Source organism: Microbacterium sp. Ru50, assembly GCF_002920555.1.
In the GTDB taxonomy this organism is placed as follows: domain Bacteria; phylum Actinomycetota; class Actinomycetes; order Actinomycetales; family Microbacteriaceae; genus Microbacterium; species Microbacterium arborescens.
Genome location: NZ_PQSV01000002.1, coordinates 81,056 through 104,239, shown reverse-complemented (window position 1 = coordinate 104,239; position 23,184 = coordinate 81,056). Strand labels below are relative to the sequence as shown.

Sequence of the window (23,184 nt, the reverse complement as noted above, 5' to 3'; positions counted from 1 at the left end):
GTGTGTCGTCCTCCGCGTCAGCCGCGGCGGCCCTTGACGATCTGCTCCTGGTTCACGTCATCGGCCTCGGCGGCGGCGGTCTCCTCGTGGCCCGGCTTGTTGATGGCCTGGCCCTTTCCGCCCTGGAACTCGAGCACGAACTCGTCGACGACCTTCTCGAGCTCGGCGACGGTGTCGTCGCCCAGCACGTTGGTCTCACGCAGCGTGTCGAGGATCGACGTGTTGCGCTTGAGGTAGTCGAGCAGCTCGCGCTCGAAGGTCAGGACGTCCTCGACCTCGATGGTGTCGAGCTTGCCGTTGGTTCCGGCCCAGATCGAGACGACCTGCTCCTCGACGGGGTACGGCGAGTACTGCGGCTGCTTGAGCAGCTCGGTCAGACGCGCACCACGCGCCAGCTGACGACGCGACGCGGCGTCGAGGTCCGACGCGAACATCGCGAACGCCTCGAGCGAGCGGTACTGGGCGAGCTCGAGCTTCAGCGTTCCCGAGACCTTCTTGATCGACTTGACCTGAGCGTCGCCGCCGACGCGCGACACCGAGATGCCCACGTCGACCGCGGGACGCTGGTTGGCGTTGAACAGGTCGGACTGCAGGAAGATCTGGCCGTCGGTGATCGAGATCACGTTGGTCGGGATGTACGCCGAGACGTCGTTGGCCTTGGTCTCGATGATCGGCAGACCCGTCATCGAACCCGCGCCCAGGTCGTCCGAGAGCTTCGCGCAGCGCTCGAGCAGACGCGAGTGCAGGTAGAAGACGTCACCGGGGTACGCCTCGCGGCCCGGCGGACGACGCAGCAGCAGCGAGACGGCGCGGTATGCCTCGGCCTGCTTCGACAGGTCGTCGAAGATGATCAGGACGTGCTTGCCCTCGTACATCCAGTGCTGGCCGATGGCCGAGCCGGTGTACGGAGCGAGGTACTTGAAGCCGGCGGGGTCGGATGCCGGAGCCGCGACGATCGTCGTGTACTCCATGGCACCGGCGTCCTCGAGCGCGCCCTTCACCGAAGCGATGGTCGAGCCCTTCTGGCCGATGGCGACGTAGATGCAGCGAACCTGCTTGTTGACGTCGCCCGACTCCCAGTTGGCCTTCTGGTTGATGATCGTGTCGATCGCGATCGCCGTCTTGCCGGTCTGGCGGTCGCCGATGATCAGCTGACGCTGACCGCGGCCGACGGGGATCATGGCGTCGATCGCCTTGATGCCGGTCTGCATCGGCTCGTGGACCGACTTGCGCTGCATGACGCCGGGTGCCTGGAGCTCAAGGGCGCGGCGGCCGGTCGTGGCGATCTCGCCGAGACCGTCGATCGGGTTGCCGAGCGGGTCGACGACGCGGCCGAGGTAGCCCTCGCCGACACCGACCGAGAGAACCTCGCCCGTGCGGGTGACCTTCTGGCCTGCTTCGATGCCGGCGAAGTCGCCGAGGATGACGACACCGATCTCGTGCTCGTCGAGGTTCTGCGCGAGACCCTCCACGCCGTTGTCGAAGCGGACGAGCTCGTTCGCCATGACGCCGGGCAGACCCTCGACGTGGGCGATGCCGTCCGCCGCGTCGACGACGGTGCCGACCTCGGTCGCGGCGGCCCCGGTGGGCTCGTACGCGGCGACGAAGTCTTTCAGCGCGTCACGGATGACATCCGGGCTGATGGACAGTTCTGCCATGGTGTTCCTTCGGTCCTGAGTCTGAGGGTCCGGATGCATCCGGCCGGTGCGCCCCTGCGGGCGGTGAGGTGGGTCAGCCCGCCAGTCGCTGGCGGAGATCGGAGAGGCGGGAGGCGACGGTCGCGTCGATCACGTCGTCGCCGATCTCGATGCGCAGCCCGCCGACGACCGCGGGGTCGACGACGAGGTTGAGCGCGACAGGCGTGCCGTAGCGGTTCGAGAGGGTCTCGGCGAGGCGGGCGCGCTGCTGATCGTTGAGCGAGGTCGCCGTGCGGACGCTCGCGACGACGCGGCCGCGCTGGTTCGAGACGATGCGGATGGCCCGCTCGAGCAGCTGACGCACGCGGCGCTCGCGCGGACGCTGCACGATCGCCGACGCGATGAGCCGCGTGGCGGCACCGGCGCGCCCCTCGAGGAGACGATCGACGAGCGCTCCCTTGGCCGAGGCCTCACCCAGCCGGCTGCCGAGGGCGAGCTCGAGCTCGGGGTTGGCCGAGACGGTGTGCAGCACCCCGAAAAGCTCGTTCTCGAGGTCGCCCTGGTCGGCGACCGCCGCGGCGCGGATCGCCAGTTCCTCGACGGCGTCGACGAAGTCGTCGACCGAGGACCAGCGCTGCGCGACGGCGGTGCGCAGCAGCGACACGGTCTGCGGCGCGAAGGCCGGACCGAACACGTCGCCGACGACCTTGTCGCGGGCCTGCGGCGAGGCCGCGTTGTCCGTCAGCGCGCCGCTCAGCTGCGGCGAGTCCGCCAGAGCCCGCGCGGCGACGAACAGCTCACCGGACACGTCGAGCGTGAGCCCGGGGGTCTCGGCGATGGCCGCCGTCGTCGCGACGAGTGCCTGAGTGGTCGCGCTGCCCATCAGTTCGACGCCTTCTCGGAGGCCTCGAGCTCGCTGAGGAAACGGTCGACGACGGCCTGAGCCTTCTGGTCGTCGGACAGGGTCTCGCCGATGACGCCGCCGGCCAGGTCGAGGGCCAGCGTGCCGACCTCGCTGCGCAGCGAGACGACAGCCGCCTGACGCTCGGCCTCGATCTGCGTGTGCGCTGCCGCGGTGAGGCGCTCGGCCTCGGCCGATGCGTTCTGCTTCGCCTCGGCGACGATCTTGCGACCGTCCTCGCGAGCGGCGTCGCGGATCTCACCGGCCTCCTTGCGGGCCTCGGCCAGCTGAGCGGTGTACTCCTCGAGTGCCGCCTCGGCCTTGCGCTGGGCTTCATCGGCCTTGGCGATGTTGCCCTCGATGGCCGCGCTGCGCGCGTCCAGCACCGTGTTCAGGCGCGGCATCGCGTAGCGCACCACCACGAAGATGATGACGAGGAAGCAGACAGCCGACCAGATGATGTCGTAGACCGCCGGGAGGATCGGGACCTGGTTGGATCCCTCCTCCGCCGCAAGCGTGACAAGAGCGTTCAGCATCCTGTCTCCTTATCTGTGGGTCGCGTCGGGATCAGAGCGCGTTGAAGATGAACGGCGTGACGATGCCGATCAGCGCGAGGATCTCGATGAACGCGACACCGATGAACATGGTGCTCTGCAGGCGGCCTGCGAGCTCGGGCTGACGGGCGGTCGACTCGATGGTCTTGCCGATCATGATGCCGAGGCCGATGGCCGGGCCGATGGCCGCGAGGCCGTAACCCACGGTCGCGATGTTGCCGGTGACCTGGGCGAGAACCGTCGTTGCGTCCACTGGTGTTTTCCTTTCGTAGGGCGAGCAGCCGGTCAGCTGCTCGTCAGTGCTCTTCCGCGACCGCGAGCTGGATGTAGACCGCGGTGAGGATCGTGAAGACGTAGGCCTGGAGGATCGAGACGAAGATCTCGAAGAGGGTGAAGGCGAAGCCCATCGCGAGCGTTCCCGCCGCGAGCGGCGTGAAGGCGTTGAGGCCCAGGAGGAAGAACTGGGTCGCCGCGAAGAACAGCACGAGCATGAGGTGGCCGACCATCATGTTCAGCAGCAGTCGCAGGAAGAGCGACACCGGGCGCGCGATGAAGGTCGAGATGAGCTCGACGAGCGCGATGATCGGCAGCAGGTAGACCGGAACACCGCTCGGCACGAGCGAGTTCTTGATGAAGTGCCCGACGCCGTGCTTGCGGATGCCGGCGTAGATGAACATGACGTACGCCACGAGCGCGAACACCAGCGGCGCACCGGCCACCGAGGTTCCCGCGATGTTCATGCCGGGGATGACGCCGGTGAGGTTCATGAACAGGATCGTGAAGAACATCGCCGTCAGCAGAGGCAGGAAGCGGCGGCCGTCCTTCTCGCCCAGGACCTGGTACACGACCTGGTCGCGGACGAAGCCGAAGCCGAACTCGACCACGCTCTGGAACCGGCCGGGCACCACCGAGAGGCGGCGCGTGCCGACCACCAAGAAGATCACCAGCGCCACGGTCGCGATGACCTGGACCATGCTGATCCGGGTGAATTCGAAGGGCGTGCCTTCGAACAGCAGAGCCGGCGGGAAGAAGTCGGAGATGGACGGCGGGTGGAACTCGTTGTCCGATGCCGCCGCTGCGACAATCGTCGTCGCTTGAGTCAACGTATTGGCTCCAGCTTCTCGGGCCAGCCAGGACTAGCTCGGTGAGGGTTAGAAGGGGAACAACTCCAGCGGGGCCTCAGTGTCGCCACTGCACACCAGCCGCAGAGTGTAGTCCCACACTACCAAAGGTTACGGCTCGACCTAATCCTGGATCGTGTCGCGCGTCGGAAGCGCGACATCCGAGGCCCCCGAGAGCCGCATCCGGCTGAGCACGACCAGATCGACGACGAGCGACGCGATCGCCGCCACGATCACGGCGAGGGCGAAGATCCCCCGCTCGAGCCACTCCACCTGGAACAGCAGCAGCAGCGCGACGATCACGAGGACGAACTTCAGCAGCCACCCGCCGAGCACGACGGCGAAGAAGATCTGGAGCCACTGCGGGTGCCCGTACCAGTGGTTGCCGATCAGGATGCTGAGCGCGGTGAACGCCGGGAAGACGATGCCGACCAGCGCGCCCAGCACACCGCTCCACGCGCCCTCCGTGCCCGCGACGAGTCCGCCGACGAGCGCGAGCGCCGCCGCGACGACGACGCCGACGATCAATCCCCAGGTGAGCGCTGCGCGCAGGATGGGCGTGCTGGAGATGCGGCGGCGAGCGGCGGGATCGGGGGTGTTCGCAGTCACGAGGAGGGCTCTTTCACGGGGACGGCCGGGCGCTGAGGGCGCGCGGGGATGAAGGTCACGACGAGGCACGCGGCGACGCCGAGGACGAGGAAGCCGAGGCCGAAGAGGTAGTCCCCCGGCCAGGCGGCGGTGGTTCCGATGTACATCAGCAGCACCGAGAGGCTGACGACCGTCGTCCAGGCGTAGAAGATCAGCACGGCGTCGCGGTCGCTGTGACCCATGTCGAGCATGCGGTGATGCAGGTGCTTGCGGTCGGGCGAGAACGGCGACTTGCCCCTCGACATGCGGCGGATGACCGCCATCCCGAAGTCGAGCAGCGGCAGGAGGACCACGACGACCGGCAGCAGGATGGGGATGAACGCACCCAGCAGCTGCGATCGGCCGAACACGTCGTTGTCGCCCGTGGCCGGGACGAGGGTGCCCGTGACGAGAATGGCCGAGCAGCTCATGAGCAGTCCGATCATGAGCGCTCCGGAGTCGCCCATGAAGAGCTTCGCGGGGTTCCAGTTCAGCGGCAGGAACCCAGCGCACACTCCGAGGAGCACGACGGCGAGGAAGGATGCCAGGTTCGCGTAGCTGCTCGCGCCGAAGTCGCGCCCGAGCAGGTAGGTGTAGGTGAAGAAGACGCCGTTCGCGATCAGCGCGACGCCCGCCACGAGGCCGTCGAGACCGTCGATGAAGTTGACGGCGTTCATCACGACGACGATCGAGAACACCGTGATGGTGAAGCTCGCGGCGCTCGACACGACCGTCTGACCGCCGAGGGGGATCGTGTACATCTGCACTCCCCCGAAACCGACGACGATGGCCGCCGCGGCGAACTGCGCACCGAGCTTGATGAGCCAGTCGAGGTCCCACAGGTCGTCGGCGACCCCGACCACGACGATGAGGGCGGTCGCGGCGAGGATGGCCCAGATCGGTTCGGGTTTGGCCCAGAAGATCGCGAAGAACGGGATCTGCGAGGAGGTCAGGATGACCGCCGTGGCGCCGAGGAACATCCCGACGCCGCCGAGCCGCGGCGTCGGCGTCTTATGGACGTCGCGGTCGCGGATCTCGGGGTAGAGCTTGTACCGCAGGCTCACCTTGAGGACGAGCCACGTCAGCCCGAAGGTGACGAGGGCCGTGACCACGAAGGTGGCCAGGTAGAGCCTCACGCGACGCTGCCGCCGGCGGTCTCGCCGGTACCGCTCCCGGAGCCGGGCTCCATCGGCGTGCGGTTCGCCGCCTCGGCGTGCTCGGGCTCCGGGTCGGGCTCGAGCAGGTCTCCGAGCACGTCGCGCAGCGCCTCACGGCTGACAGCTCCCTCGCGCAGCACGCGCACGGGAGCGGGGTCGGAGCCGACCAGCGTCGTCGCGTCGATGATCGTCGAGGCGATGCCGGTCGCGGCCGGGCCGCCGTCGAGATAGACCGAGACGCTGTCGCCCAGCATCCGCACCGCGTCGTCGATCGTGACGGCGGCGTTCATCTTCGTGCGGTTCGCGCTCGAGACCGCCAGCGGCCCGCACTCCTCGAGAAGCTCGAGAGCGAAGCGGTCGGCGGGCATCCGCACGGCCACGGTCCCTCGGGTCTCGCCCAGATCCCACGACAGCGATGGCTGGGCCGGCAGGACGATCGTCAGGCCGCCGGGCCAGAACGCTTCGACGAGCCGTTCGACCGGTTCGGGCACCTCTGCCACGAGCGCGCGCATCGTGGCGATGCCGGCGACGAGCACGGGGGGCGGCGACTGCCGTCCCCGTCCCTTCGCGGCGAGCAGCTTGGCGACGGCCGAGGCACTGAACGCGTCGGCGGCGACACCGTAGACGGTGTCGGTGGGCAGGACGATGAGATCGCCGCGGCCGATGGCCTGGCGCGCCTGGCGCATGCCGGGGAGGACCTGGGTCTCGTCGCGGCAGTCGAAAACGGGAGACATGACCGCTCCAGTGTACGGCGGACCCCGGCCGCTCTCAGGAGCGGACGGCGGTCGTGGTGCGGTCGCGCATCGTGAGGTCGGGATGGGTGGCCGCTGCCGACCACCCGTCGGAGGCCAGGATGCTGCGGATCGCGGCCCCCTGCAGCTCGCCGTGCTCGATGACGATGCTGCCCCCGGGATGCACCAGGCGCAGCCCGACTCGCGACAGCGTCCGCACGACATCCAGGCCGTCGGCGCCGCCGTAGAGCGCCGCCGGCGGGTCCCACAGCCGCACTTCGGGGTCGCGCGGGATCGCGTCGTCGGGCACGTAGGGCGGGTTCGACACGAGCACCGAGACGGTGCCGTCGAGCTCCGGGAAAGCGCGCTCGAGGTCGATGAAGGCGAGGCGGGCGTTCGAAGCCCCGACGAGGGCGAAGTTCTCCTTCGTCCAGATGAACGCGTCGACGGAATTCTCGGCGGCGAAGACCCGGGCGTGCGGCACCTCCGTCGCCAGCGCCAGGGCGATCGCACCCGACCCGGTGCCGAGGTCGACGGCGACGGGCTCGGGGCCCGCGGCAGCACGCAGCAGGTCGATCGCGATCTGCGCGACCGATTCCGTCTCGGGACGCGGCACGAAGACGCCGGGACCGACGCGAAGCTCGAGGTGGCGGAACGGTGCGACCCCGGTCAGATGCTGCAGTGGCTCGCGCGCCGCACGGCGGGCCACGAGGTCGGCCAGTCGCGCGGCCTCTTCCTCGCCGATCGAGTCACCGCGGAAGACCGCGGCCGACAGCTCGCCCCGTCCGATGCCGAGGACGTGCGCGGCGAGGAGCTCGGCGTCGACCTGCGGGGTCGGGACGAAGGCGGCCTCGAGTTCGGCGGTCGCGGCACGCAGGACCTCGGTCAGGGTCGATGCGGGAGGGGGCGCGGTGCTCATGGCGCCGACAAGCCTAATCACGAGTGCGGATTCGTCACATTCGGCTCCCACGGCGAGGGGCGACAATAGGCTGGGGCGACGATCCCGCCGCGACGCGGCATCCGCTCGAAAACCCGAAAGGCAGACATGTCCGACCCGGTCACCCACGGCATCCACCCCGACATCACCACCGCGTACGGCAACACGCCTCTCGTGCGGTTGAACCGCGTCAGCGAGGGCCTGCCGGGCACGGTGCTCGCCAAGCTCGAGTTCTACAACCCGGCGTCGTCGGTCAAGGATCGCCTCGGCATCGCCATCGTCGACGCCGCCGAGAAGGCCGGCGCTCTCCAGCCCGGCGGCACGATCGTCGAGGGCACGAGCGGCAACACCGGCATCGCACTGGCCATGGTGGGCGCAGCGCGCGGCTATCGCGTCATCCTCACGATGCCCTCGTCGATGTCGATGGAGCGCCGTCTGCTGCTCAAGGCGTACGGCGCCGAGCTCGTGCTCACCGACCCTTCGCTGGGCATGAAGGGCGCCGTCTCGGAGGCGGAGAAGATCGCCGCCGAGACGCCGGGAGCAGTCCTCGCTAAGCAGTTCGCCAACGAGGCCAACCCCGACATCCACCGCCGCACGACGGCCGAGGAGATCCTCCGCGACACCGACGGCCAGGTCGGATACTTCGTCGCCGGTATCGGCACGGGCGGCACGATCACCGGCGTCGGCCAGGTGCTCAAGGAGCGCCTCGCCGATGTGAAGGTGGTCGCGGTCGAGCCGAAGGACTCCCCTCTGCTGACCGAGGGGAAGCCCGGCCCCCACAAGATCCAGGGCATCGGGCCGAACTTCATTCCGCCGATCCTCGACCAGGGCGTCATCGACGAGGTGCAGGATGTCACCTTCGACGACGCGATCCGCGTCGCGCGCGAGGTCGCGCAGAAGGAAGGCATCCTCGTCGGCATCTCGTCGGGTGCGGCCGTCTGGGCCGCGCTCCAGGTCGCAGCGCGTCCCGAGGCCGAGGGCAAGAACATCGTCGTGATCATCCCCTCGTTCGGTGAGCGCTACCTCTCGACCCCGCTGTTCGAGGACCTGCGCGAAGACTGATGGGATCGCTCCGAGCACGCATCCGCGAAGACCTGGCCGCCGCGAAGCTCCGCGACCCCGCGGCGCGCAGCGGCCTCGAGATCGCGTTGCTGTACCCGGGGCTGCACGCGGTCTGGTCGTACCGCATCATGCACCGGCTGTGGCTCCGGCGCGCGCGATTCCTCGCGCGCGCCGGGTCGCAGCTGACCCGCTGGCTCACGGGCATCGAGATCCATCCCGGAGCGCGGATCGGCAGGCGTTTCTTCATCGACCACGGCATGGGCGTCGTGATCGGCGAGACCGCCGTCGTCGGCGACGACGTCATGCTGTACCACGGGGTGACTCTGGGCGGTCGCACCCGTCACGCCGGCAAGCGGCATCCCACACTGGAGGACGGTGTCGCCGTCGGCGCCGGCGCGAAGATCCTCGGTCCGATCTCGATCGGCGCCCGAAGCGTCGTCGGCGCCAACGCGGTCGTCACGAAGGACGCCCCCGCCGATTCGGTGCTCGTCGGCGTGCCCGCCCGTCCTCGTGCCCGCCGCGAGGGCGAGGACACCCGCGCGGTGCTGACCGCACCCGAGTACCACATCTGAGTCTGATCGCCGGCTCCCGTCGACTCGCCAGAAACGGCGGATGCGGGGGCCACCGGACCCGCAGATCCTGGCGAGTCGACGCGCCAGCGCGAGGAAGCGCGAGGGTCAGTCGTCGGCGAGAGCCGCCAGGCGGGCCTCTTCGTCGGCGGCGATGCAGCTGTCGATGACGGGTCCGAGGGCGCCGTCCATCACCTGATCGAGGTTGTAGGCCTTGTAGCCCGTCCGGTGATCCGCGATGCGGTTCTCGGGGAAGTTGTAGGTGCGGATGCGCTCGGACCGGTCCATCCCGCGGATCTGCGAGCGGCGGGCGTCGGACGCCGCGGCATCCCGCTCCTCCTGCTGCTTCGCCAGCAGCCGGGCGCGCAGCACGCGCATGCCGGCCTCGCGGTTCTGCAGCTGACTCTTCTCGTTCTGCATCGAGACGACGATGCCCGTGGGCACGTGCGTGATCCGCACGGCGGAGTCGGTCGTGTTGACCGACTGCCCGCCGGGGCCCGAGGAGCGGAAGACGTCGATCTTCAGGTCGTTCGGGTCGATCGTGATCTCTTCGGGCTCATCGACCTCGGGGAACACGAGCACGCCCGTCGTGGAGGTGTGGATGCGCCCCTGCGACTCGGTGGCGGGCACCCGCTGCACGCGGTGCACCCCGCCCTCGTACTTCAGGTGCGCCCACACTCCCTGCGACGGGTCGGAGGAGGATCCCTTGATGGCGACCTGAACGTCCTTGTACCCGCCGAGGTCGGACTCGTTGCGCTCGAGCAGCTCGGTCTTCCAGCCGCGCGAGGCGGCGTACTGCATGTACATCCGCAGCAGGTCGGCGGCGAACAGAGCGGATTCCGCTCCCCCCTCGCCCTGCTTGATCTCCATGATGACGTCGCGGGCGTCGTCGGGATCGCGCGGGATGAGCAGGCGACGCAGGCGCTCCTGCGCCTCGCGCAGCCCCTCCTCGAGGGCCGGCACCTCCGCCGCGAACGCGTCGTCCTCACGGGCGAGCTCGCGAGCCGCCGCGAGGTCGTCGGATGCCGCGACCCACGCGTCGTGGGCCGCGACGATCCGCGACAGCTCGGCGTAGCGCCGGTTCACGCGCTTGGCGCGCGCGGCGTCGGCGTGCACCGCGGGATCGGAGAGCTCCTCCTGAACCGCGCGGTGCTCGTCGAGCAGCCCTCGGACCGACTCGAACACGATCAGCGGATGCTGTTGTCGTGCCCGCCCGAGTGCGTGGTCGGCGCCGGGATCGACTTCTGCATCTGAACGAGGAACTCGACGTTGGACTGCGTCTCCTTGAGCTTGTCGAGGATGACGCCGAGCGCGTGCTGCTGGTCGAGCCCGGCGAGGGCACGGCGCAGCTTCCAGGTGATCTTGACCTCGTCGGACGAGAGCAGCATCTCTTCGCGACGCGTCGACGAGGCATTGACGTCGACGGCGGGGAAGATGCGCTTGTCGGCCAGCTGACGCGACAGACGCAGCTCGCTGTTGCCCGTGCCCTTGAACTCCTCGAAGATGACCTCGTCCATCTTCGACCCGGTCTCCACCAGCGCCGTCGCGAGGATCGTGAGCGAACCACCGTTCTCGATGTTGCGCGCCGCGCCGAAGAAGCGCTTGGGCGGGTACAGCGCCGACGCGTCGACGCCACCGGTCAGGACGCGTCCCGACGTCGGAGCCGACAGGTTGTAGGCGCGGCCGAGGCGCGTGATCGAGTCGAGCAGCACGACGACGTCGCGGCCGAGCTCGACGAGACGCTTGGCGCGCTCGATCGCGAGCTCGGCGACCGTGGTGTGGTCCTCGGCGGGACGGTCGAACGTCGAGGCGATGACCTCGCCCTTGACCGTGCGCTGCATGTCGGTGACCTCTTCGGGACGCTCGTCGACGAGCACGACCATGAGGTGGACCTCGGGGTTGTTCTGCGCGATCGCGCCGGCGATCTGCTGCAGCACGATCGTCTTGCCGGCCTTGGGCGGCGCGACGATGAGACCGCGCTGTCCCTTGCCGATCGGGGCCACGAGGTCGATGATCCGCTGGGTCAGCTTCTCGGGGCCGGTCTCGAGGCGCAGGCGCTCCTGCGGGTACAGGGGCGTCAGCTTGCCGAACTCGACGCGGCCGGCGGCGTCCTCGACGGACAGGCCGTTGATCGAGTCGACCTTGACGAGCGCGTTGTACTTCTGCCGGCTCGACTGCTCGCCCTCGCGGGGCTGCTTGATCGCGCCGACGACGGCGTCGCCCTTGCGCAGGTTGTACTTCTTGACCTGGCCGAGCGAGACATAGACGTCCTGCGGGCCGGGGAGGTAGCCGGTCGTGCGGACGAAGGCGTAGTTGTCGAGGACGTCGAGCACACCGGCGATCGGGATGAGGACGTCGTCCTCGCTGATCTCGGTCTCGAACTCGTCGCCGCCCCCGCCCTGGCCACGCCGCTTGTTGCGCTGGCGGCCACGGCCGCTCTGGCCGGGCGCGTCGTCGTCGTCCGGGCCGTTGTTGCCGCCCTGGTTCTGACCCGCGCCCTGGTTCTGGTTGCCGCCCTGATTCTGGCCGGCCTGACCCTGGTTGCCCTGGGCGTTGTCCTTGTTGCGGTTGCGGTTGCGGCTGCGCGACCGGCTCCGCGAACGGCCGGACGACTCGCCGTCGCCCTCTCCGGAATCGGTCTTCGACGAGTCGTCGGAGGATGCCTCGGCGTCCGGCGCCTGCTCGGCGGGCGTCTCGGAAGCGCCCTCGGCAGCCGGAGCGTCGGCGGATTCGGCCGGGGCGTCGGTGCCCGGAGCGGCCTCGGTCTCGGCGTCCTTCTTCGCGTTGCGGCCGCGGCCACGGCCACGCGCCGGCTTCTTCGGCGCCTCGGTGGTCTCCGCCGGGGTGGTCTCTGCGTCGGCGGTCGCCTCGGCGGCATCGGCGGCCGGAGCCGTCTCGTCGGCGGTCGACGCGGCCTCTGCCGAGACGACGTCCGCGGCGGGCGCCTCCGCGTCGGACGCGGAGGTCTCCGCGGGCGCGTCGGACGCAGCGGTCTCCGCGGCGGGCGCCTCGTCGGTGGCCGGGACATCGGTGCTCTTGGCGCGGCGGGGCGCGCGCTTGCGCGGCGCCTTCGCCGGCTTCTCCGCGAGCGCTGCGGGCTCCGCGGGCGCTGCGGCCTCGGCGGGCGCCGCGGCCTCGGCGGTCTCCACGGCCTCCGCCGGGGCGTCCGCCTCGGCAGCAGCAACGTCCGAGGCGTCAGATGCCGCGGCTTCGGCGCGCGTCTCCTCAGCGGGGGCAGCCGCCTCGGTGGGCGTCTCCACGACGGCATCCTGCTGCTCGGCCGCTTCCTCGGTCGGGGCGTCGACGGTCTCGTCGATCGTCAGGTTCTCGGAGTTGGACTCCACGAGTGCTCCTCTTAAACGGTGGATATGTCAGAACCGCGTCCAGCGCCGTCCACGGCGGGCGCCATCCACCTGCCACACGCGTCCGGCCGACGGCACGGGGTATGGATCAGGGGTGTTCGCGGTGATTCGCAGAATTGCGACGGAGGCTCAGATCACAAAGGTGTGGAACCCTCCGTATGGTCCCTCACCATACCACCGCGCACATCGACCGCCAGCATCCGCGCGTCCCACGGGGTGTCTGTGGTATGCGCGGCGACCTCGGCGGCGGCGAGGCGCTGGCCCGGACCATCGGCGAGCACGAGGACGCTGGGGCCGGCACCCGACACGACCGCCGCGAACCCCTCGGCGCGCAGGGCGCGCACGAGCTTGTCGGTCTCGACCATCGCCTGCGCCCGGTAGGACTGGTGGAGCTTGTCCTCGGTGGCGGCCAGCAGCAGATCGGGGCTCTGCGTGAGGGCCGCGACGAGCAGCGCGGAGCGCGAGAGGTTGAAGATCGCGTCTTCACGGGTGACCTGGAGGGGATCGAATCCTCGGGCGACGGATGTCGACATCGTGAAGTCCGGCACGAACACCAGCGGCGCGACGCCGCGGTGGACGAGGAGCTTCTTGTGCTGCGGGCCGTGCTCGTCGACCCACGCGATCGTGAGGCCGCCGAACAGGGCCGGCGCGACGTTGTCGGGGTGCCCCTCGAGCTCGGTGGCCAGGCGCAGCAGCGCATCGGCGCCGATCTCGACGTCACCCGCGAGGAGGCCCTTCGCCGCGAGGAGGCCGGACACGACCGCAGCACCCGACGAGCCCATCCCCCGCCCGTGCGGGATCGCGTTGACCGCCTCGAGACGCACGCCGGGCATCGTCCGCCCGAACGCCTCGTAGGCGTAGGCCATCGCCCGCACGACGAGGTGCGAGGCATCGGTCGGGACGTCGGCGGCGCCCTCGCCCGCGACGGTGATCTCCAGGCCCGGGCCCGGCAGTTCCGTGACGATGAGTTCGTCGTAGACGCTGAGCGCGAGCCCCAGAGTGTCGAAGCCGGGGCCGAGGTTGGCGCTGGTCGCGGGAACGCGCACCTGGACCGACCGGGTCATGCCGTCGCCTCCGGCGCGAGATCGAGCACGGATGCCACCTCGGAGGTGGTCGCGTCGACGACGACCGGCTCGGCCTGACGGCCGTCCGCGTTGCGGAGAGCCCACTGCGGGTCCTTCAGGCCGTGACCGGTGACGGTCAGCACGACCGTCGAGCCGGCGGGGATGACGCCCGCTTCGGCACGGTCGAGGAGTCCTGCGACGGTGATCGCCGACGCGGGTTCGACGAACACGCCGGCCGTGCTCGCGAGGAGCTTCTGCGCCGCGAGGATGCGCTCGTCGTCGATGGCTCCGAACCAGCCCTGGGTCGCATCGCGCGCCTCGAGGGCGAGGTGCCACGACGCGGGGTTGCCGATGCGGATCGCCGTCGCGATGGTGTCGGGGTCTTTCACGACCTCGCCGCGGACGAGCGGCGCCGATCCGGCGGCCTGGAAGCCGAACATCCGCGGCACGCGCGTCGCTGCCCCGCGGGCGGCCTCCTCGCGATAGCCGCGAGCGTGAGCCGTGTAGTTGCCGGCGTTGCCGACGGGCACGAAGTGGAAGTCCGGCGCGTCACCCAGCTGCGACACGATCTCGTACGCCGCGGTCTTCTGTCCGTCGATGCGGTCGGGGTTGACGGAGTTGACCAGGTGCACGGGGTAATGGTCGGCCAGTTCGCGGGCGATCTCGAGACAGTCGTCGAAGTTGCCGCGGATCTGGATGAGACGCCCCCCGTGCGCGACGGCCTGGCTCAGCTTGCCCATCGCGATCTTGCCCTCGGGGACGAGGACGGCAGCCGTGATGCCGGCGTGCGCGGCGTAGGCCGCCGCAGACGCCGACGTGTTGCCCGTCGAGGCGCAGATGACCGCCTTCGCGCCGTGCTCGACGGCGCGCGAGAGCGCGACCGTCATGCCGCGGTCCTTGAACGAACCCGTCGGGTTCATACCTTCGAACTTCACCCAGACGTCGGCGCCCGTACGGTGCGAGAGCTCGCGAGCAGGGACGAGCGGCGTGCCGCCCTCCCCCAGGGTGACGACGGTCGAGGTGTCGGTGACGTCGAGGCGGTCGGCGAACTCGCGCAGCACTCCCTGCCAGACATGCGCCATGTCAGTCCCCCTCCACCCGCAGCACCGACACGACGCGCTTGACGACGCCGCTCTCGCCGAGCGAGGCGACGGCATCGCTGAGGTCCTGCTCGCGGGCGGTGTGGGTGCCGATGACCAGGCGGGCGGTCTGGACATCGCCGTCGGCGACGATCGTCTGCTCGAGCGTCGCCACCGAGACGTTGCCGTCGCTGAGGAGGCCCGCCACCGCGGCGAGGACGCCGGAGCGGTCGTCGACCTCGAGTGTGATCTGGTAGCGCGTCGTGACGTGTCCGATCGGGACGACCGGCAGGTTCGCCCGGGTGGACTCCCCCACGCCCACGCCGCCGGCGATGTGGCGGCGGGCGGCCGAGACGACGTCGCCCAGCACGGCCGACGCGGTCTGCACCCCGCCCGCGCCCGCGCCGTAGAACATCAGATCGCCCGCGGCCTCCGCCTGGACGAAGACGGCGTTGTTGGCTCCGTGGACGCTCGCGAGCGGGTGCTCGCGCGGGACGAGCGCGGGGTACACACGCACCGAGATCGTCTCGCCCGACGGCGACACCTCGGCGTCGGCGAGCCGCTCGCACACGGCGAGGAGCTTGATGACGTAGCCGGCCTTGCGTGCGGCATCCATCATGTCGGCGTCGATCTGGGTGATGCCCTCGCGGTGCACGGCGTTCAGCGGCACGGCGGTGTGGAAGGCGAGCGACGCGAGGATCGCGGCCTTCTGGGCGGCGTCGTACCCCTCGACGTCGGCCGTCGGGTCGGCCTCGGCGTACCCGAGCGCCTGCGCGTCGGCCAGGACGTCGGCGAAGTCCGACCCCTCGCGGTCCATGCGGTCGAGGATGTAGTTCGTCGTTCCGTTGACGATGCCCATGATGCGCTGCACCCGGTCGCCGGCGAGCGAGTCGCGCAGCGGGCGGATGATCGGGATGGCGCCGGCGGCCGCAGCCTCGTAGTAGATCGACGCGCCGACCTGGTCGGCCGCTTCGAACAGCTCGGGTCCGTGGGTCGCGAGCAGCGCCTTGTTCGCCGTCACGATGTCGGCTCCGGCACCGATCGCCTGGAGGATGCTCGTGCGCGCGGGCTCGATGCCGCCCATGAGCTCGATGACGATGTCGGAGCCGACGAGGAGCGGCTCGGGGTCGGTCGTCAGCAGCTCGCGGGGCAGCTCGACGTCTCGCGGCGCGTCGATGTCGCGCACCGAGATGCCCACGAGGTCGAGGGCGGCTCCGGCGCGATCGGCCAGTTCGTCTCCGTGCTTGAGCAACAGGGCGGCGACCTGCGAGCCGACGGCGCCGGCTCCGAGCAGGGCCACGCGCAGGCGGCGATAGTCCGTCATTCGGCTCCTTCTGTGGGGATGCCCGCGTCACGGGCGAGCAGGTCATCGATCGTCTCGCCGCGGACGATCACCCGGGCGACGCCGTTCGAGACGGCGACGACGGGCGGGCGGGGGACGTAGTTGTAGTTGCTGGCGAGCGAGTAGCAGTAGGCGCCCGTCGCCGGGACGGCCAGCAGATCGCCCGGGGTGACGTCGGCGGGCAGGTATTCGGCATCGACGACGATGTCTCCCGACTCGCAGTGCCGACCCACGACACGCGAGAGCGCAGCGGGCGCGTCACTGCGACGGTTCGCGACTCGTGCCGAATAGGCCGCTCCATAGAGGGCGGGCCGTGCGTTGTCGCTCATGCCGCCGTCGACGCTGACATACAGACGCTCGAGCTCGTCGCTGACGCGGACCGGCTTGGTGGTGCCGACCTCGTACAGGGTCACCCCGGCGCGGCCGACGATGGCGCGGCCGGGCTCGAAGGCGAGCATCGGCAGCGGGATGTCGTGGGCCTCGCACTCGCGGGCGACGGCCGCGACGATCCCGTCGGCCAGGTCTTCGATCGGGGTCGGGTCGTCGACGCTGGTGTAGGCGATGCCGAAGCCGCCGCCGAGGTTCAGCACCGGCACGTCGCCGCCGCCCAGAAGGCGGGCGTGGACGGCCACGAGCCGCGACGCCGACTCGGCGAAGCCCGCCGTACCGAAGATCTGCGATCCGATATGGCAGTGGAGCCCCACGAAACGCAGTGAGGGCAGCTCGCGGATGCGAGCGACCACGGCCTCGGCATCCGTGAGCGCGAAGCCGAACTTCTGGTCTTCGTGCGCCGTCGCGAGGAAGTCGTGGGTCTCGGCGTGCACGCCGCTGTTGACGCGGACGAGCACCGGCTGGACCGCCCCGCGTGCGGCGGCGATCTCGGCGATCCGGTCGATCTCGACGAGGCTGTCGACGATGACGGACCCGACTCCGAGTTCGACGGCGCGCGCGAGCTCGAGGCGTGACTTGTTGTTGCCGTGCAGCCCGATGCGCGCCGGATCCGCTCCGGCCGCCAGCGCGACGGCGAGCTCGCCGCCGGTGGCGACGTCGACCGCGAGTCCCTCCGCCGTCACCCAGCGCACGATCTCGGTGCTCAGGAACGCCTTGCCGGCGTAGTAGACGCGCGCAGTCGTGCCGTGACGTGCGGCGGCGGCGTCGAATGCCTGACGGACGCGACGCGCCTGCGCCACGACGGCATCCTGGTCGAGCACGTAGAGCGGCGTGCCGAACTGCGCGGCCAAGTCGGTCGCCGCGATACCGCCGATCGACAGCGCGCCGCTGTCGTCGCGGCCGGCGCGAGGCGGCCAGACGGCTTCGACCAGTGCGTTGACGTCGGCGGGAGGAAGCAGCCATTCCGGCACGGCAGGGCGGACGTCGGACGCGGACACGGGAACACCAATCGGGAGAGACGCTGACCGTCCGGCAGACGAGGCCGCGACGGTGCCGCCAGTCTAGGACACCCGCCGTGCGGGCTCCGCCGGTGTGACCGCCCGCGACAGACACGGCCGTGAGCCCGCTCACGAGAGCGACGAGGGCGTGTCCTCTTCCGCGAGCCGGGCGACGGCCCGGCGGATCCGTGCGGCCCGCGCAGCATCCGACGGCGCGCTCAGGACAGGATGCAGGATGGAGTACCGCTCGGCGGCGCGGAGCGCGGCGAACCGGCGGGATGCCGCGGGCGACGCCGCGAGCGCCGCCTCGAGGTCGACCGGCATCGCAGCCCCGGCCTGCCCGGCGTAGGCGCGCTCCCACCGTCCGTCGGCGCGCGCACGGTCGACCTCGATCTGCCCTCTCGGGCGCATGCGACCCTCCGCGACCAGCCGCTCGATGATCCCCACGTTGCGCAGCGACCAGATCGAACGGGCGCGGCGCGGTGTGAACAGCTGCAGGAAGGTGGACTCGTCTCGGGAGTTCCGCCGGCCGTCGATCCAGCCGCTGCAGAGCGCCTCGTCGAGCGCCTCGGCGTACGTCAGCGACGTCGGCTCCGTCACGTTCTTCTTCGCGAGCACCAGCCGCACGCCGTCGGAGTCGGACTCGTGGACATCGAGCCAGGCTCGCCACGCGGCCGCATCCGCGACGACGAGAAGAGGCGGACCGCCGGCATCCGCTGTCATGAGCACTCCACCCTTGTAGCCTGGCGCAGGAGGCGACCATGGGCAATCACACCGATGATGCAGCACGACTCGACGAGCGCATCGGCGCGCTGAAGGAACGCATCTACGCCACCGTGACCGGGTTGGCGATCCTCGCGGGCCTCTTCACCGCCGAGCACGTCACGGTCTCCGAGTCGATCTTCGCCCTCGCGGTCGGCATCTTCGCCATCGCCGCCGCCGGCTTCGTCGCCGAAGTCATCGCCCATCAGATCGGGCATCGGCAGTTTCCGAGCGGACGAGAGCTGGCGGTCATGGCGCGGACGGCCGTGGTCGCCCTCGGAACCGCGTCGCTCCCCCTGCTCGCGCTGCTCCTCGCCCTGCTCGACGTCATCGACCTCGATACGGCGCTGATCATCGGGATCATCGCCGACGCGGCGGTGCTCGTCGGGGTCGTGCTGCTCGCCAGCGCGCGCACGGGTCTGACCGCGCTGCAGCGTCTGGTCGCATCCGCGCTGCTGCTCGGGCTGGTCGCCGTGGTCGCCGTCGCGCTGCTCCTCGCCCACGGCCACTGAGCGCGGCGAGGCGGCTGGCTCAGGCGCAGGTTCCGTCGGCCTGAAGCGCCGGATCGCGGATGATCGCTCCGTCGACGTCGACCTCGGCGACCAGTGCGCCGCGCTCGACGCGCACCTCGCGCAGCGTCAACCCGGCGGGAAGGCGATCGCGGATGCAGATCGGGTAGTCGCGCAATACCCCGTCGGTGGCCGAGCCGAACCGCTGACGGAGGTCGTCGCCGGTCAGTTCCGCACCGCCGAGCCGCACGGCGGCGGGCGTGAGAACGATGTCACCGTCCACGGCGCTCGGAGTCAGGTCGAGTCCGAGCGGGACGGAGAGCGCGAACAGCGGCATCTCGACCTGCACCGTCACGTTCGGCGGGTCGAGCTCGACCCCTGCTCCCGAGACCCCGGAGACCTGCGAGAGCAGGGTCTCCAGCTGGTCCTCCGCGAACACCACCGTCGCCTCGGCCGACCCGATGTCGCCCCCGTCGGCTCGGATGGGGACATCGGTCGCGCGCACCGACACGTCGGCCAGGACGTCGCCGAGCGGGATGCCGTCACTGGAAACGTCGAGACGGTCGAGCCGGCCCCCGATGACCTGCGGCAGCACCGGCTCGTCGAAGCCGACGTCGATCTGCTGGTCTTCGGGCAGCGCGAGGCGGGTGATGATCTGCTCGCGCACGGTGTTCGTGAGGATGCTGCGCGTGATGCTCTCGGCGACGAACCACGCGGCGATCGCGAGGCCGACGACCACGACGAGAGCGATGATCCACGGCAGTGCCCGCCGCCGTCGCTTCGGCGACACGGGGATCGCCTCGGGCAGCGGAACAGTGGGCTGCGTGGCACCGCTCACGTCGGTCACATCCGTTCGGGGGCGCTGACGCCCAAGAGGTCGAGCCCGTTGCGCAGCACCTGTCCGGTGGCGTCGTTGAGCCAGAGCCGGGTGCGGTGGAGGTCGGTGACCTCCTCGTCGCCGAGCGGCGTGACACGGCAGGTGTCGTACCAGCGGTGGTAGAGGCTCGCGAGCTCCTCGAGGTACCGGGCGACGCGGTGCGGCTCGCGCAGTTCGGCGGCGAAGGCCACGATGCGCGGGAACTCCTGGAGCGCGCCGAGGAGAGCCGACTCGGTCTCGTGGTCGAGCAGCTCCGGAGCGAAGGCGTCGCGGGTGACGCCGGAGTCGGCGGCGTTGCGCGCGACGTTGTACGTGCGAGCGTGCGCGTACTGCACGTAGAACACGGGGTTGTCGTTCGTGCGCTTCTGCAGGATCTCCGGATCGAGCGTCAGCGGCGAGTCGGCGGGGTAACGGGCGAGCGAGTAGCGCAGTGCATCGGTGCCGAGCCAGTCGCGCAGGTCGTCGAGCTCGATGATGTTCCCGGCGCGCTTGGACAGGCGGGCACCGTTGACCGAGACGAGCTGGCCGATCAGCACCTCGATGTCCTTCTCGGGGTCGTCACCGGCCGCGCCCGCGAGCGCTTTCAGACGGTGGACGTACCCGTGGTGATCGGCGCCCAGCAGGTAGATCTTGTGTGCGAAACCGCGATCGCCCTTGTTGAGGTAGTAAGCGGCGTCGGCGGCGAAGTAGGTGTACTCGCCGTTGGAACGGCGGATGACGCGGTCTTTGTCGTCACCGAAGTCGGTCGTCCGCACCCAGACGGCGTCATCCTGATCGAAGACGTGCCCCTGCGCTCGCAGGCGGTCGACGGCCTGGTCGACGAGGCTCGGTCCGCCGTCGGCGGGGGTCGCGTGCAGGAGCCGCTCGCTGAAGAAGACGTCGAAGTGCACGTTGAACTTCTCGAGCGAGTCCTTCAGGTCGGCCATCTGAAGCTCGTAGCCGAGGTCGAGTGCGACCTGCTCCTGCTCCTCGGGGGCGAGGGTCAGCAGATCGGGGCGCGCCGACAGGACCCGCCGGGCGAGGTCGTCGATGTACGCGCCCGGGTAGCCGTCTTCGGGCGTGGGCTCTCCCTTGGCGCTCGCGAGCACCGAACGCCCGAACCGCTGCATCTGCGCGCCAGCGTCGTTGATGTAGAACTCGCGAACGAGCTCGGCCCCGCTGGCCAGCAGCAGCCGGGCGATCGCGTCACCGAGCGCCGCCCACCGCGTGTGCCCGATGTGCATGGGCCCCGTCGGATTCGCGCTGACGAACTCGAGGTTGATCGAGTTGCCGGCCTGGCTGTCGTTGCGGCCGAAGGCGGCCCCGGCCTCGACGATCTCTCGTGCGAGCGCGCCGGCGGCGGCGGCATCCAGCCGGATGTTGATGAACCCGGGGCCGGCGACCTCGACGGATGCCACGCCCGGCGTCTCGGCGAGCGCCGCCGCGATCTCGGCGGCGAACTCACGCGGGTTCGTGCCGACGCGCTTGGCGAGCTTCATCGCCGCGTTCGACGCCCAGTCACCGTGGTCGCGGTTCTTGGGACGCTCGAAGACGAAGTCGGCGGCGGTGAGGCCCTCGCTCGAGCCGGGGCGTCGCGCCTCGGCGAGAGGGGCGACGACGGACAGGAGGGCTTCGGCGAGAGCATCGGGATTCATAGCCCTCCGATTCTAGGCGGGCGGCCGCAGGCCCGATGCTGAACGTCTCGACGACGGCATCACGCGAGGGTGATGAACGCCTCGTGATCGTCTCGGGCGGGATCGTCGACGGTCGCGTCTCCCCCGGCGACCTCGGCATCGACGCGAAGATGCGTGAGCGCGACGTTGCCGCCGTAGTAGCTGAGGAACGCGCAGTCGGCGGCATCCCGGCCGGTCGCGATTCGGACGAGACCGCGGCGGTTCGACAGCCGGGTCGCGTCGATGACGTGCCAGGCCCCGTCGACATACGCCTCGGCGACCGCGTGAAAATCCATCGGACGCAGCCCCGGCGCATAGCAGGCGGCGTAGCGCGCGGGAACGTCCATCGCCCGCAGCAGCGCGATGACGAGGTGGGCGTAGTCGCGGCACACCCCCTGTCCGGTCGCGAGGGTCGTGACCGCGGAGTCGGTGCCGAGGCTGAGGCCGGGCGCGTAGGTCGTGTTCGTGGCCACGAAGTCGCCGATCGCCGAGACCAGTGCGGGCCCCTGCAGGCCACGGAACTGTCGGCGCGCGTGCGCGAACACCTCGTCGGACTGCGCATAGCGACTCGGCCGCAGATAGGCGATGGTGTCGAGTTCGCTCGTCGGCGACGGGGCGGCGGTGCCGTCGACGACCGCCCGGTAGCGGATGGCGATCGTCCCCGCCTCGCCAGCGACGCGGTGGATGCGGGTGCCGGTGGGAGAGGCGGGCGGGTCGACGATCTCGGAGACGGAGAGCGAGCGGCCGGCGAGCGTGATGCTCAGTTCTTCGTCGCGGAGAGATGCCGCGCGCGACGCGGCGATCTGCAGGATGACGTCGACGGGACCGGTCATCTGGAGGTCGAGTTCGGCCGTCAGGATGCGCTGCACCGGGTAATCCTCGCACGCGGCGAAGCGCCGTCGGGCCGCTCCCGGCGGTGATCGGATCGCCCACGATGGCAGGCTGGTGGTCGGCCACGAAACGAGGAGCCCTCATGTCGAAGACCGTCACCCTCATCCGCGCATCGTCTCTCTCGGATGCCGCTGAATACGCGTACGCCGCCACCGCCCCCGCGGACGCGCGCCTCATCTTCCTCGCCGGTTCCTGCCCGCTCGCCGCCGACGGGTCGACGGTCGGCGTCGGAGACTACGCCGCGCAGGCGGCATCCTGCATCGAGAACATGAGAGGGGCGCTCGCCGCTGCCGGCGCAGGGATCGAGAACGTCATCAGCACCCGCGTTCTCGTCGCCTCGAGCTCGCAGGCCGACCTCGTCACCGCCTGGGAGGTCGTGCGCGACGCGTTCGGCGACCACGACGTGCCCAGCACCCTGATGGGTGTGACGGTACTCGGCTACGACGACCAGCTGGTCGAGATCGAGGCGGTCGCCGCCGTCCGCGACTGAGGGAGTCAGGCCTCGGGCCGCACGGTCCGCAGAACCATGCTCATCCCCGTACGCGCCGGGGCGACGTCGGTGAACCCGCGCGACTCGTACAGACGGCGCCCCGGCGGATCGGCGGTGAGCGTGATGTACGCGCCCTCGTCCGCACGATCACGGATCTCGGCGAGCAGCTCGTCGAGGATGAGCGACCCGAAGCCGTTGCCCTGGTGCGCCGGAAGGGTGGCCATGTCTGCCACGAGGAAGTACCACCCGCCGTCGCCGACGATGCGCCCCATCGCGACGCTCCGGCCGTCGGCGTCCGCGACGCGTCGGAACGCCCATGTGCCCGCGATCGCAGCCGCAGCCTGCGCCGGCGTCTTGGGCGACAGCCCGCTCTCGGTGCGCAGAGCGACGTAATCGGCCACGCTCGGAGGCGTGGTGTGCAGCGTGTAGCCGGGGGGAAGCGGGCGATCGGGAGTCACCCGTCCTTCCTACC

At 70.3% G+C, this 23,184-nt stretch carries 24 protein-coding genes; 4 read left to right on the top strand and 20 right to left on the bottom strand.

Annotated elements, in window-relative coordinates; translation table 11 throughout:
- Window positions 1-17 precede the first annotated feature (17 nt).
- The 9 genes from atpA to prmC all read right to left on the bottom strand — a co-directional run bounded on the left by atpA (window position 18) and on the right by prmC (window position 7,647).
- On the bottom strand, window positions 18-1,658 hold the full coding sequence (gene atpA, locus C3481_RS10530; RefSeq protein ID WP_023955198.1) for a F0F1 ATP synthase subunit alpha: 1,641 nt from the start codon (window positions 1,656-1,658) through the stop codon (window positions 18-20).
- A gap of 73 nt (window positions 1,659-1,731) precedes the next feature.
- On the bottom strand, window positions 1,732-2,520 hold the full coding sequence (locus tag C3481_RS10525; RefSeq protein ID WP_023955200.1) for a F0F1 ATP synthase subunit delta: 789 nt from the start codon (window positions 2,518-2,520) through the stop codon (window positions 1,732-1,734).
- Window positions 2,520-3,074 carry a F0F1 ATP synthase subunit B gene (locus tag C3481_RS10520; protein ID WP_023955201.1) on the bottom strand — a complete coding sequence of 185 codons (555 nt, stop codon included), beginning with the start codon at window positions 3,072-3,074 and terminating at the stop codon, window positions 2,520-2,522. Before C3481_RS10520 ends, C3481_RS10525 begins: the two co-directional genes overlap by 1 nt.
- A 31-nt stretch (window positions 3,075-3,105) precedes the next feature.
- The gene (gene atpE / locus C3481_RS10515; protein WP_023955203.1) at window positions 3,106-3,345 is read right to left on the bottom strand and encodes an ATP synthase F0 subunit C; all 240 of its coding nucleotides are present in this window, start codon (window positions 3,343-3,345) and stop codon (window positions 3,106-3,108) included.
- Between the two features lie 43 nt (window positions 3,346-3,388).
- Window positions 3,389-4,195, bottom strand: a complete 807-nt coding sequence (atpB, locus tag C3481_RS10510) for a F0F1 ATP synthase subunit A (protein ID WP_023955205.1) — start codon at window positions 4,193-4,195, stop codon at window positions 3,389-3,391.
- A 141-nt stretch (window positions 4,196-4,336) separates the two neighbouring features.
- On the bottom strand, window positions 4,337-4,822 hold the full coding sequence (locus tag C3481_RS10505) for a hypothetical protein (RefSeq protein WP_088380207.1): 486 nt from the start codon (window positions 4,820-4,822) through the stop codon (window positions 4,337-4,339).
- Window positions 4,819-5,976 (bottom strand): MraY family glycosyltransferase, encoded by a 1,158-nt coding sequence (locus C3481_RS10500; RefSeq protein WP_023955209.1) that lies wholly within the window; start codon window positions 5,974-5,976, stop codon window positions 4,819-4,821. The genes C3481_RS10505 and C3481_RS10500 overlap by 4 nt, the downstream gene beginning before the upstream one ends.
- Window positions 5,973-6,731 carry an L-threonylcarbamoyladenylate synthase gene (locus tag C3481_RS10495; RefSeq protein ID WP_083990520.1) on the bottom strand — a complete coding sequence of 253 codons (759 nt, stop codon included), beginning with the start codon at window positions 6,729-6,731 and terminating at the stop codon, window positions 5,973-5,975. The genes C3481_RS10500 and C3481_RS10495 overlap by 4 nt, the downstream gene beginning before the upstream one ends.
- A 34-nt stretch (window positions 6,732-6,765) precedes the next feature.
- On the bottom strand, window positions 6,766-7,647 hold the full coding sequence (gene prmC, locus C3481_RS10490) for a peptide chain release factor N(5)-glutamine methyltransferase (RefSeq protein WP_023955213.1): 882 nt from the start codon (window positions 7,645-7,647) through the stop codon (window positions 6,766-6,768).
- Window positions 7,648-7,773: 126 nt separating this feature from the next.
- Between prmC and cysK the strand changes: the two genes are divergently transcribed.
- Both cysK and epsC read left to right on the top strand, forming a co-directional pair.
- Window positions 7,774-8,727: a cysteine synthase A gene (cysK, locus tag C3481_RS10485; protein ID WP_023955215.1), complete on the top strand. Its 954-nt coding sequence runs from the start codon at window positions 7,774-7,776 to the stop codon at window positions 8,725-8,727.
- On the top strand, window positions 8,727-9,299 hold the full coding sequence (gene epsC, locus C3481_RS10480; RefSeq protein WP_103842227.1) for a serine O-acetyltransferase EpsC: 573 nt from the start codon (window positions 8,727-8,729) through the stop codon (window positions 9,297-9,299). Before cysK ends, epsC begins: the two co-directional genes overlap by 1 nt.
- Window positions 9,300-9,404: 105 nt before the next feature.
- Here epsC and prfA read toward each other — a convergent pair whose 3' ends face one another.
- From prfA to C3481_RS10445, 7 genes are all read right to left on the bottom strand, one after another.
- Window positions 9,405-10,481 (bottom strand): peptide chain release factor 1, encoded by a 1,077-nt coding sequence (prfA, locus tag C3481_RS10475; protein WP_023955219.1) that lies wholly within the window; start codon window positions 10,479-10,481, stop codon window positions 9,405-9,407.
- 2 nt (window positions 10,482-10,483) lie between these two features.
- Entirely contained in the window at window positions 10,484-12,640 is a 2,157-nt protein-coding gene (gene rho, locus C3481_RS10470) for a transcription termination factor Rho (protein WP_103842225.1), read from the bottom strand.
- 152 nt (window positions 12,641-12,792) lie between these two features.
- Window positions 12,793-13,722: a homoserine kinase gene (gene thrB, locus C3481_RS10465; protein WP_036305916.1), complete on the bottom strand. Its 930-nt coding sequence runs from the start codon at window positions 13,720-13,722 to the stop codon at window positions 12,793-12,795.
- On the bottom strand, window positions 13,719-14,804 hold the full coding sequence (gene thrC, locus C3481_RS10460) for a threonine synthase (RefSeq protein ID WP_088380213.1): 1,086 nt from the start codon (window positions 14,802-14,804) through the stop codon (window positions 13,719-13,721). The genes thrB and thrC overlap by 4 nt, the downstream gene beginning before the upstream one ends.
- A gap of 1 nt (window position 14,805) precedes the next feature.
- The gene (locus tag C3481_RS10455; RefSeq protein ID WP_023955227.1) at window positions 14,806-16,125 is read right to left on the bottom strand and encodes a homoserine dehydrogenase; all 1,320 of its coding nucleotides are present in this window, start codon (window positions 16,123-16,125) and stop codon (window positions 14,806-14,808) included.
- Window positions 16,122-17,531 carry a diaminopimelate decarboxylase gene (lysA, locus tag C3481_RS10450; RefSeq protein ID WP_103842223.1) on the bottom strand — a complete coding sequence of 470 codons (1,410 nt, stop codon included), beginning with the start codon at window positions 17,529-17,531 and terminating at the stop codon, window positions 16,122-16,124. Before lysA ends, C3481_RS10455 begins: the two co-directional genes overlap by 4 nt.
- A gap of 129 nt (window positions 17,532-17,660) precedes the next feature.
- Complete coding sequence (locus C3481_RS10445; protein ID WP_071919283.1) at window positions 17,661-18,254, bottom strand: YdeI family protein; 594 nt, start codon at window positions 18,252-18,254, stop codon at window positions 17,661-17,663.
- 38 nt (window positions 18,255-18,292) lie between these two features.
- Between C3481_RS10445 and C3481_RS10440 the strand changes: the two genes are divergently transcribed.
- Window positions 18,293-18,805 (top strand): hypothetical protein, encoded by a 513-nt coding sequence (locus tag C3481_RS10440; RefSeq protein ID WP_103842221.1) that lies wholly within the window; start codon window positions 18,293-18,295, stop codon window positions 18,803-18,805.
- Window positions 18,806-18,824: 19 nt separating this feature from the next.
- Here the strand turns inward: C3481_RS10440 and C3481_RS10435 are convergent, their stop codons facing one another.
- The 3 genes from C3481_RS10435 to C3481_RS10425 are packed head-to-tail and all read right to left on the bottom strand — an operon-like array spanning window position 18,825 to window position 22,200.
- A complete protein-coding gene (locus C3481_RS10435) occupies window positions 18,825-19,640 on the bottom strand; it encodes a DUF2993 domain-containing protein (protein WP_023955235.1) in 816 nt (271 codons plus the stop codon).
- Window positions 19,641-19,645: 5 nt separating this feature from the next.
- The gene (locus C3481_RS10430; RefSeq protein WP_103842219.1) at window positions 19,646-21,313 is read right to left on the bottom strand and encodes an arginine--tRNA ligase; all 1,668 of its coding nucleotides are present in this window, start codon (window positions 21,311-21,313) and stop codon (window positions 19,646-19,648) included.
- A 59-nt stretch (window positions 21,314-21,372) separates the two neighbouring features.
- On the bottom strand, window positions 21,373-22,200 hold the full coding sequence (locus tag C3481_RS10425) for a transglutaminase family protein (protein ID WP_064955621.1): 828 nt from the start codon (window positions 22,198-22,200) through the stop codon (window positions 21,373-21,375).
- Window positions 22,201-22,304: 104 nt separating this feature from the next.
- Here C3481_RS10425 and C3481_RS10420 point away from each other — a divergent pair, with 104 nt between their 5' ends.
- Complete coding sequence (locus C3481_RS10420) at window positions 22,305-22,712, top strand: RidA family protein (protein WP_023955241.1); 408 nt, start codon at window positions 22,305-22,307, stop codon at window positions 22,710-22,712.
- A 5-nt stretch (window positions 22,713-22,717) separates the two neighbouring features.
- On the opposite strand, the gene C3481_RS10415 is transcribed toward C3481_RS10420, so the two are convergent.
- A complete protein-coding gene (locus C3481_RS10415) occupies window positions 22,718-23,170 on the bottom strand; it encodes a GNAT family N-acetyltransferase (RefSeq protein WP_023955243.1) in 453 nt (150 codons plus the stop codon).
- Window positions 23,171-23,184 lie beyond the last annotated feature (14 nt).

What these genes read in the sequence shown, in the direction of transcription:
- C3481_RS10455 (WP_023955227.1), bottom strand. Translation starts at nt 16,125, where the DNA reads ATGACGGACTATCGCCGCCTGCGCGTGGCCCTGCTCGGAGCCGGCGCC.
- atpA (WP_023955198.1), bottom strand. Translation starts at nt 1,658, where the DNA reads ATGGCAGAACTGTCCATCAGCCCGGATGTCATCCGTGACGCGCTGAAA.
- cysK (WP_023955215.1), top strand. Translation starts at nt 7,774, where the DNA reads ATGTCCGACCCGGTCACCCACGGCATCCACCCCGACATCACCACCGCG.
- C3481_RS10430 (WP_103842219.1), bottom strand. Translation starts at nt 21,313, where the DNA reads ATGAATCCCGATGCTCTCGCCGAAGCCCTCCTGTCCGTCGTCGCCCCT.
- thrC (WP_088380213.1), bottom strand. Translation starts at nt 14,804, where the DNA reads ATGGCGCATGTCTGGCAGGGAGTGCTGCGCGAGTTCGCCGACCGCCTC.
- C3481_RS10520 (WP_023955201.1), bottom strand. Translation starts at nt 3,074, where the DNA reads ATGCTGAACGCTCTTGTCACGCTTGCGGCGGAGGAGGGATCCAACCAG.
- epsC (WP_103842227.1), top strand. Translation starts at nt 8,727, where the DNA reads ATGGGATCGCTCCGAGCACGCATCCGCGAAGACCTGGCCGCCGCGAAG.
- prmC (WP_023955213.1), bottom strand. Translation starts at nt 7,647, where the DNA reads ATGAGCACCGCGCCCCCTCCCGCATCGACCCTGACCGAGGTCCTGCGT.
- C3481_RS10445 (WP_071919283.1), bottom strand. Translation starts at nt 18,254, where the DNA reads ATGACAGCGGATGCCGGCGGTCCGCCTCTTCTCGTCGTCGCGGATGCG.
- C3481_RS10495 (WP_083990520.1), bottom strand. Translation starts at nt 6,731, where the DNA reads ATGTCTCCCGTTTTCGACTGCCGCGACGAGACCCAGGTCCTCCCCGGC.
- thrB (WP_036305916.1), bottom strand. Translation starts at nt 13,722, where the DNA reads ATGACCCGGTCGGTCCAGGTGCGCGTTCCCGCGACCAGCGCCAACCTC.
- C3481_RS10525 (WP_023955200.1), bottom strand. Translation starts at nt 2,520, where the DNA reads ATGGGCAGCGCGACCACTCAGGCACTCGTCGCGACGACGGCGGCCATC.
- C3481_RS10440 (WP_103842221.1), top strand. Translation starts at nt 18,293, where the DNA reads ATGGGCAATCACACCGATGATGCAGCACGACTCGACGAGCGCATCGGC.
- C3481_RS10420 (WP_023955241.1), top strand. Translation starts at nt 22,305, where the DNA reads ATGTCGAAGACCGTCACCCTCATCCGCGCATCGTCTCTCTCGGATGCC.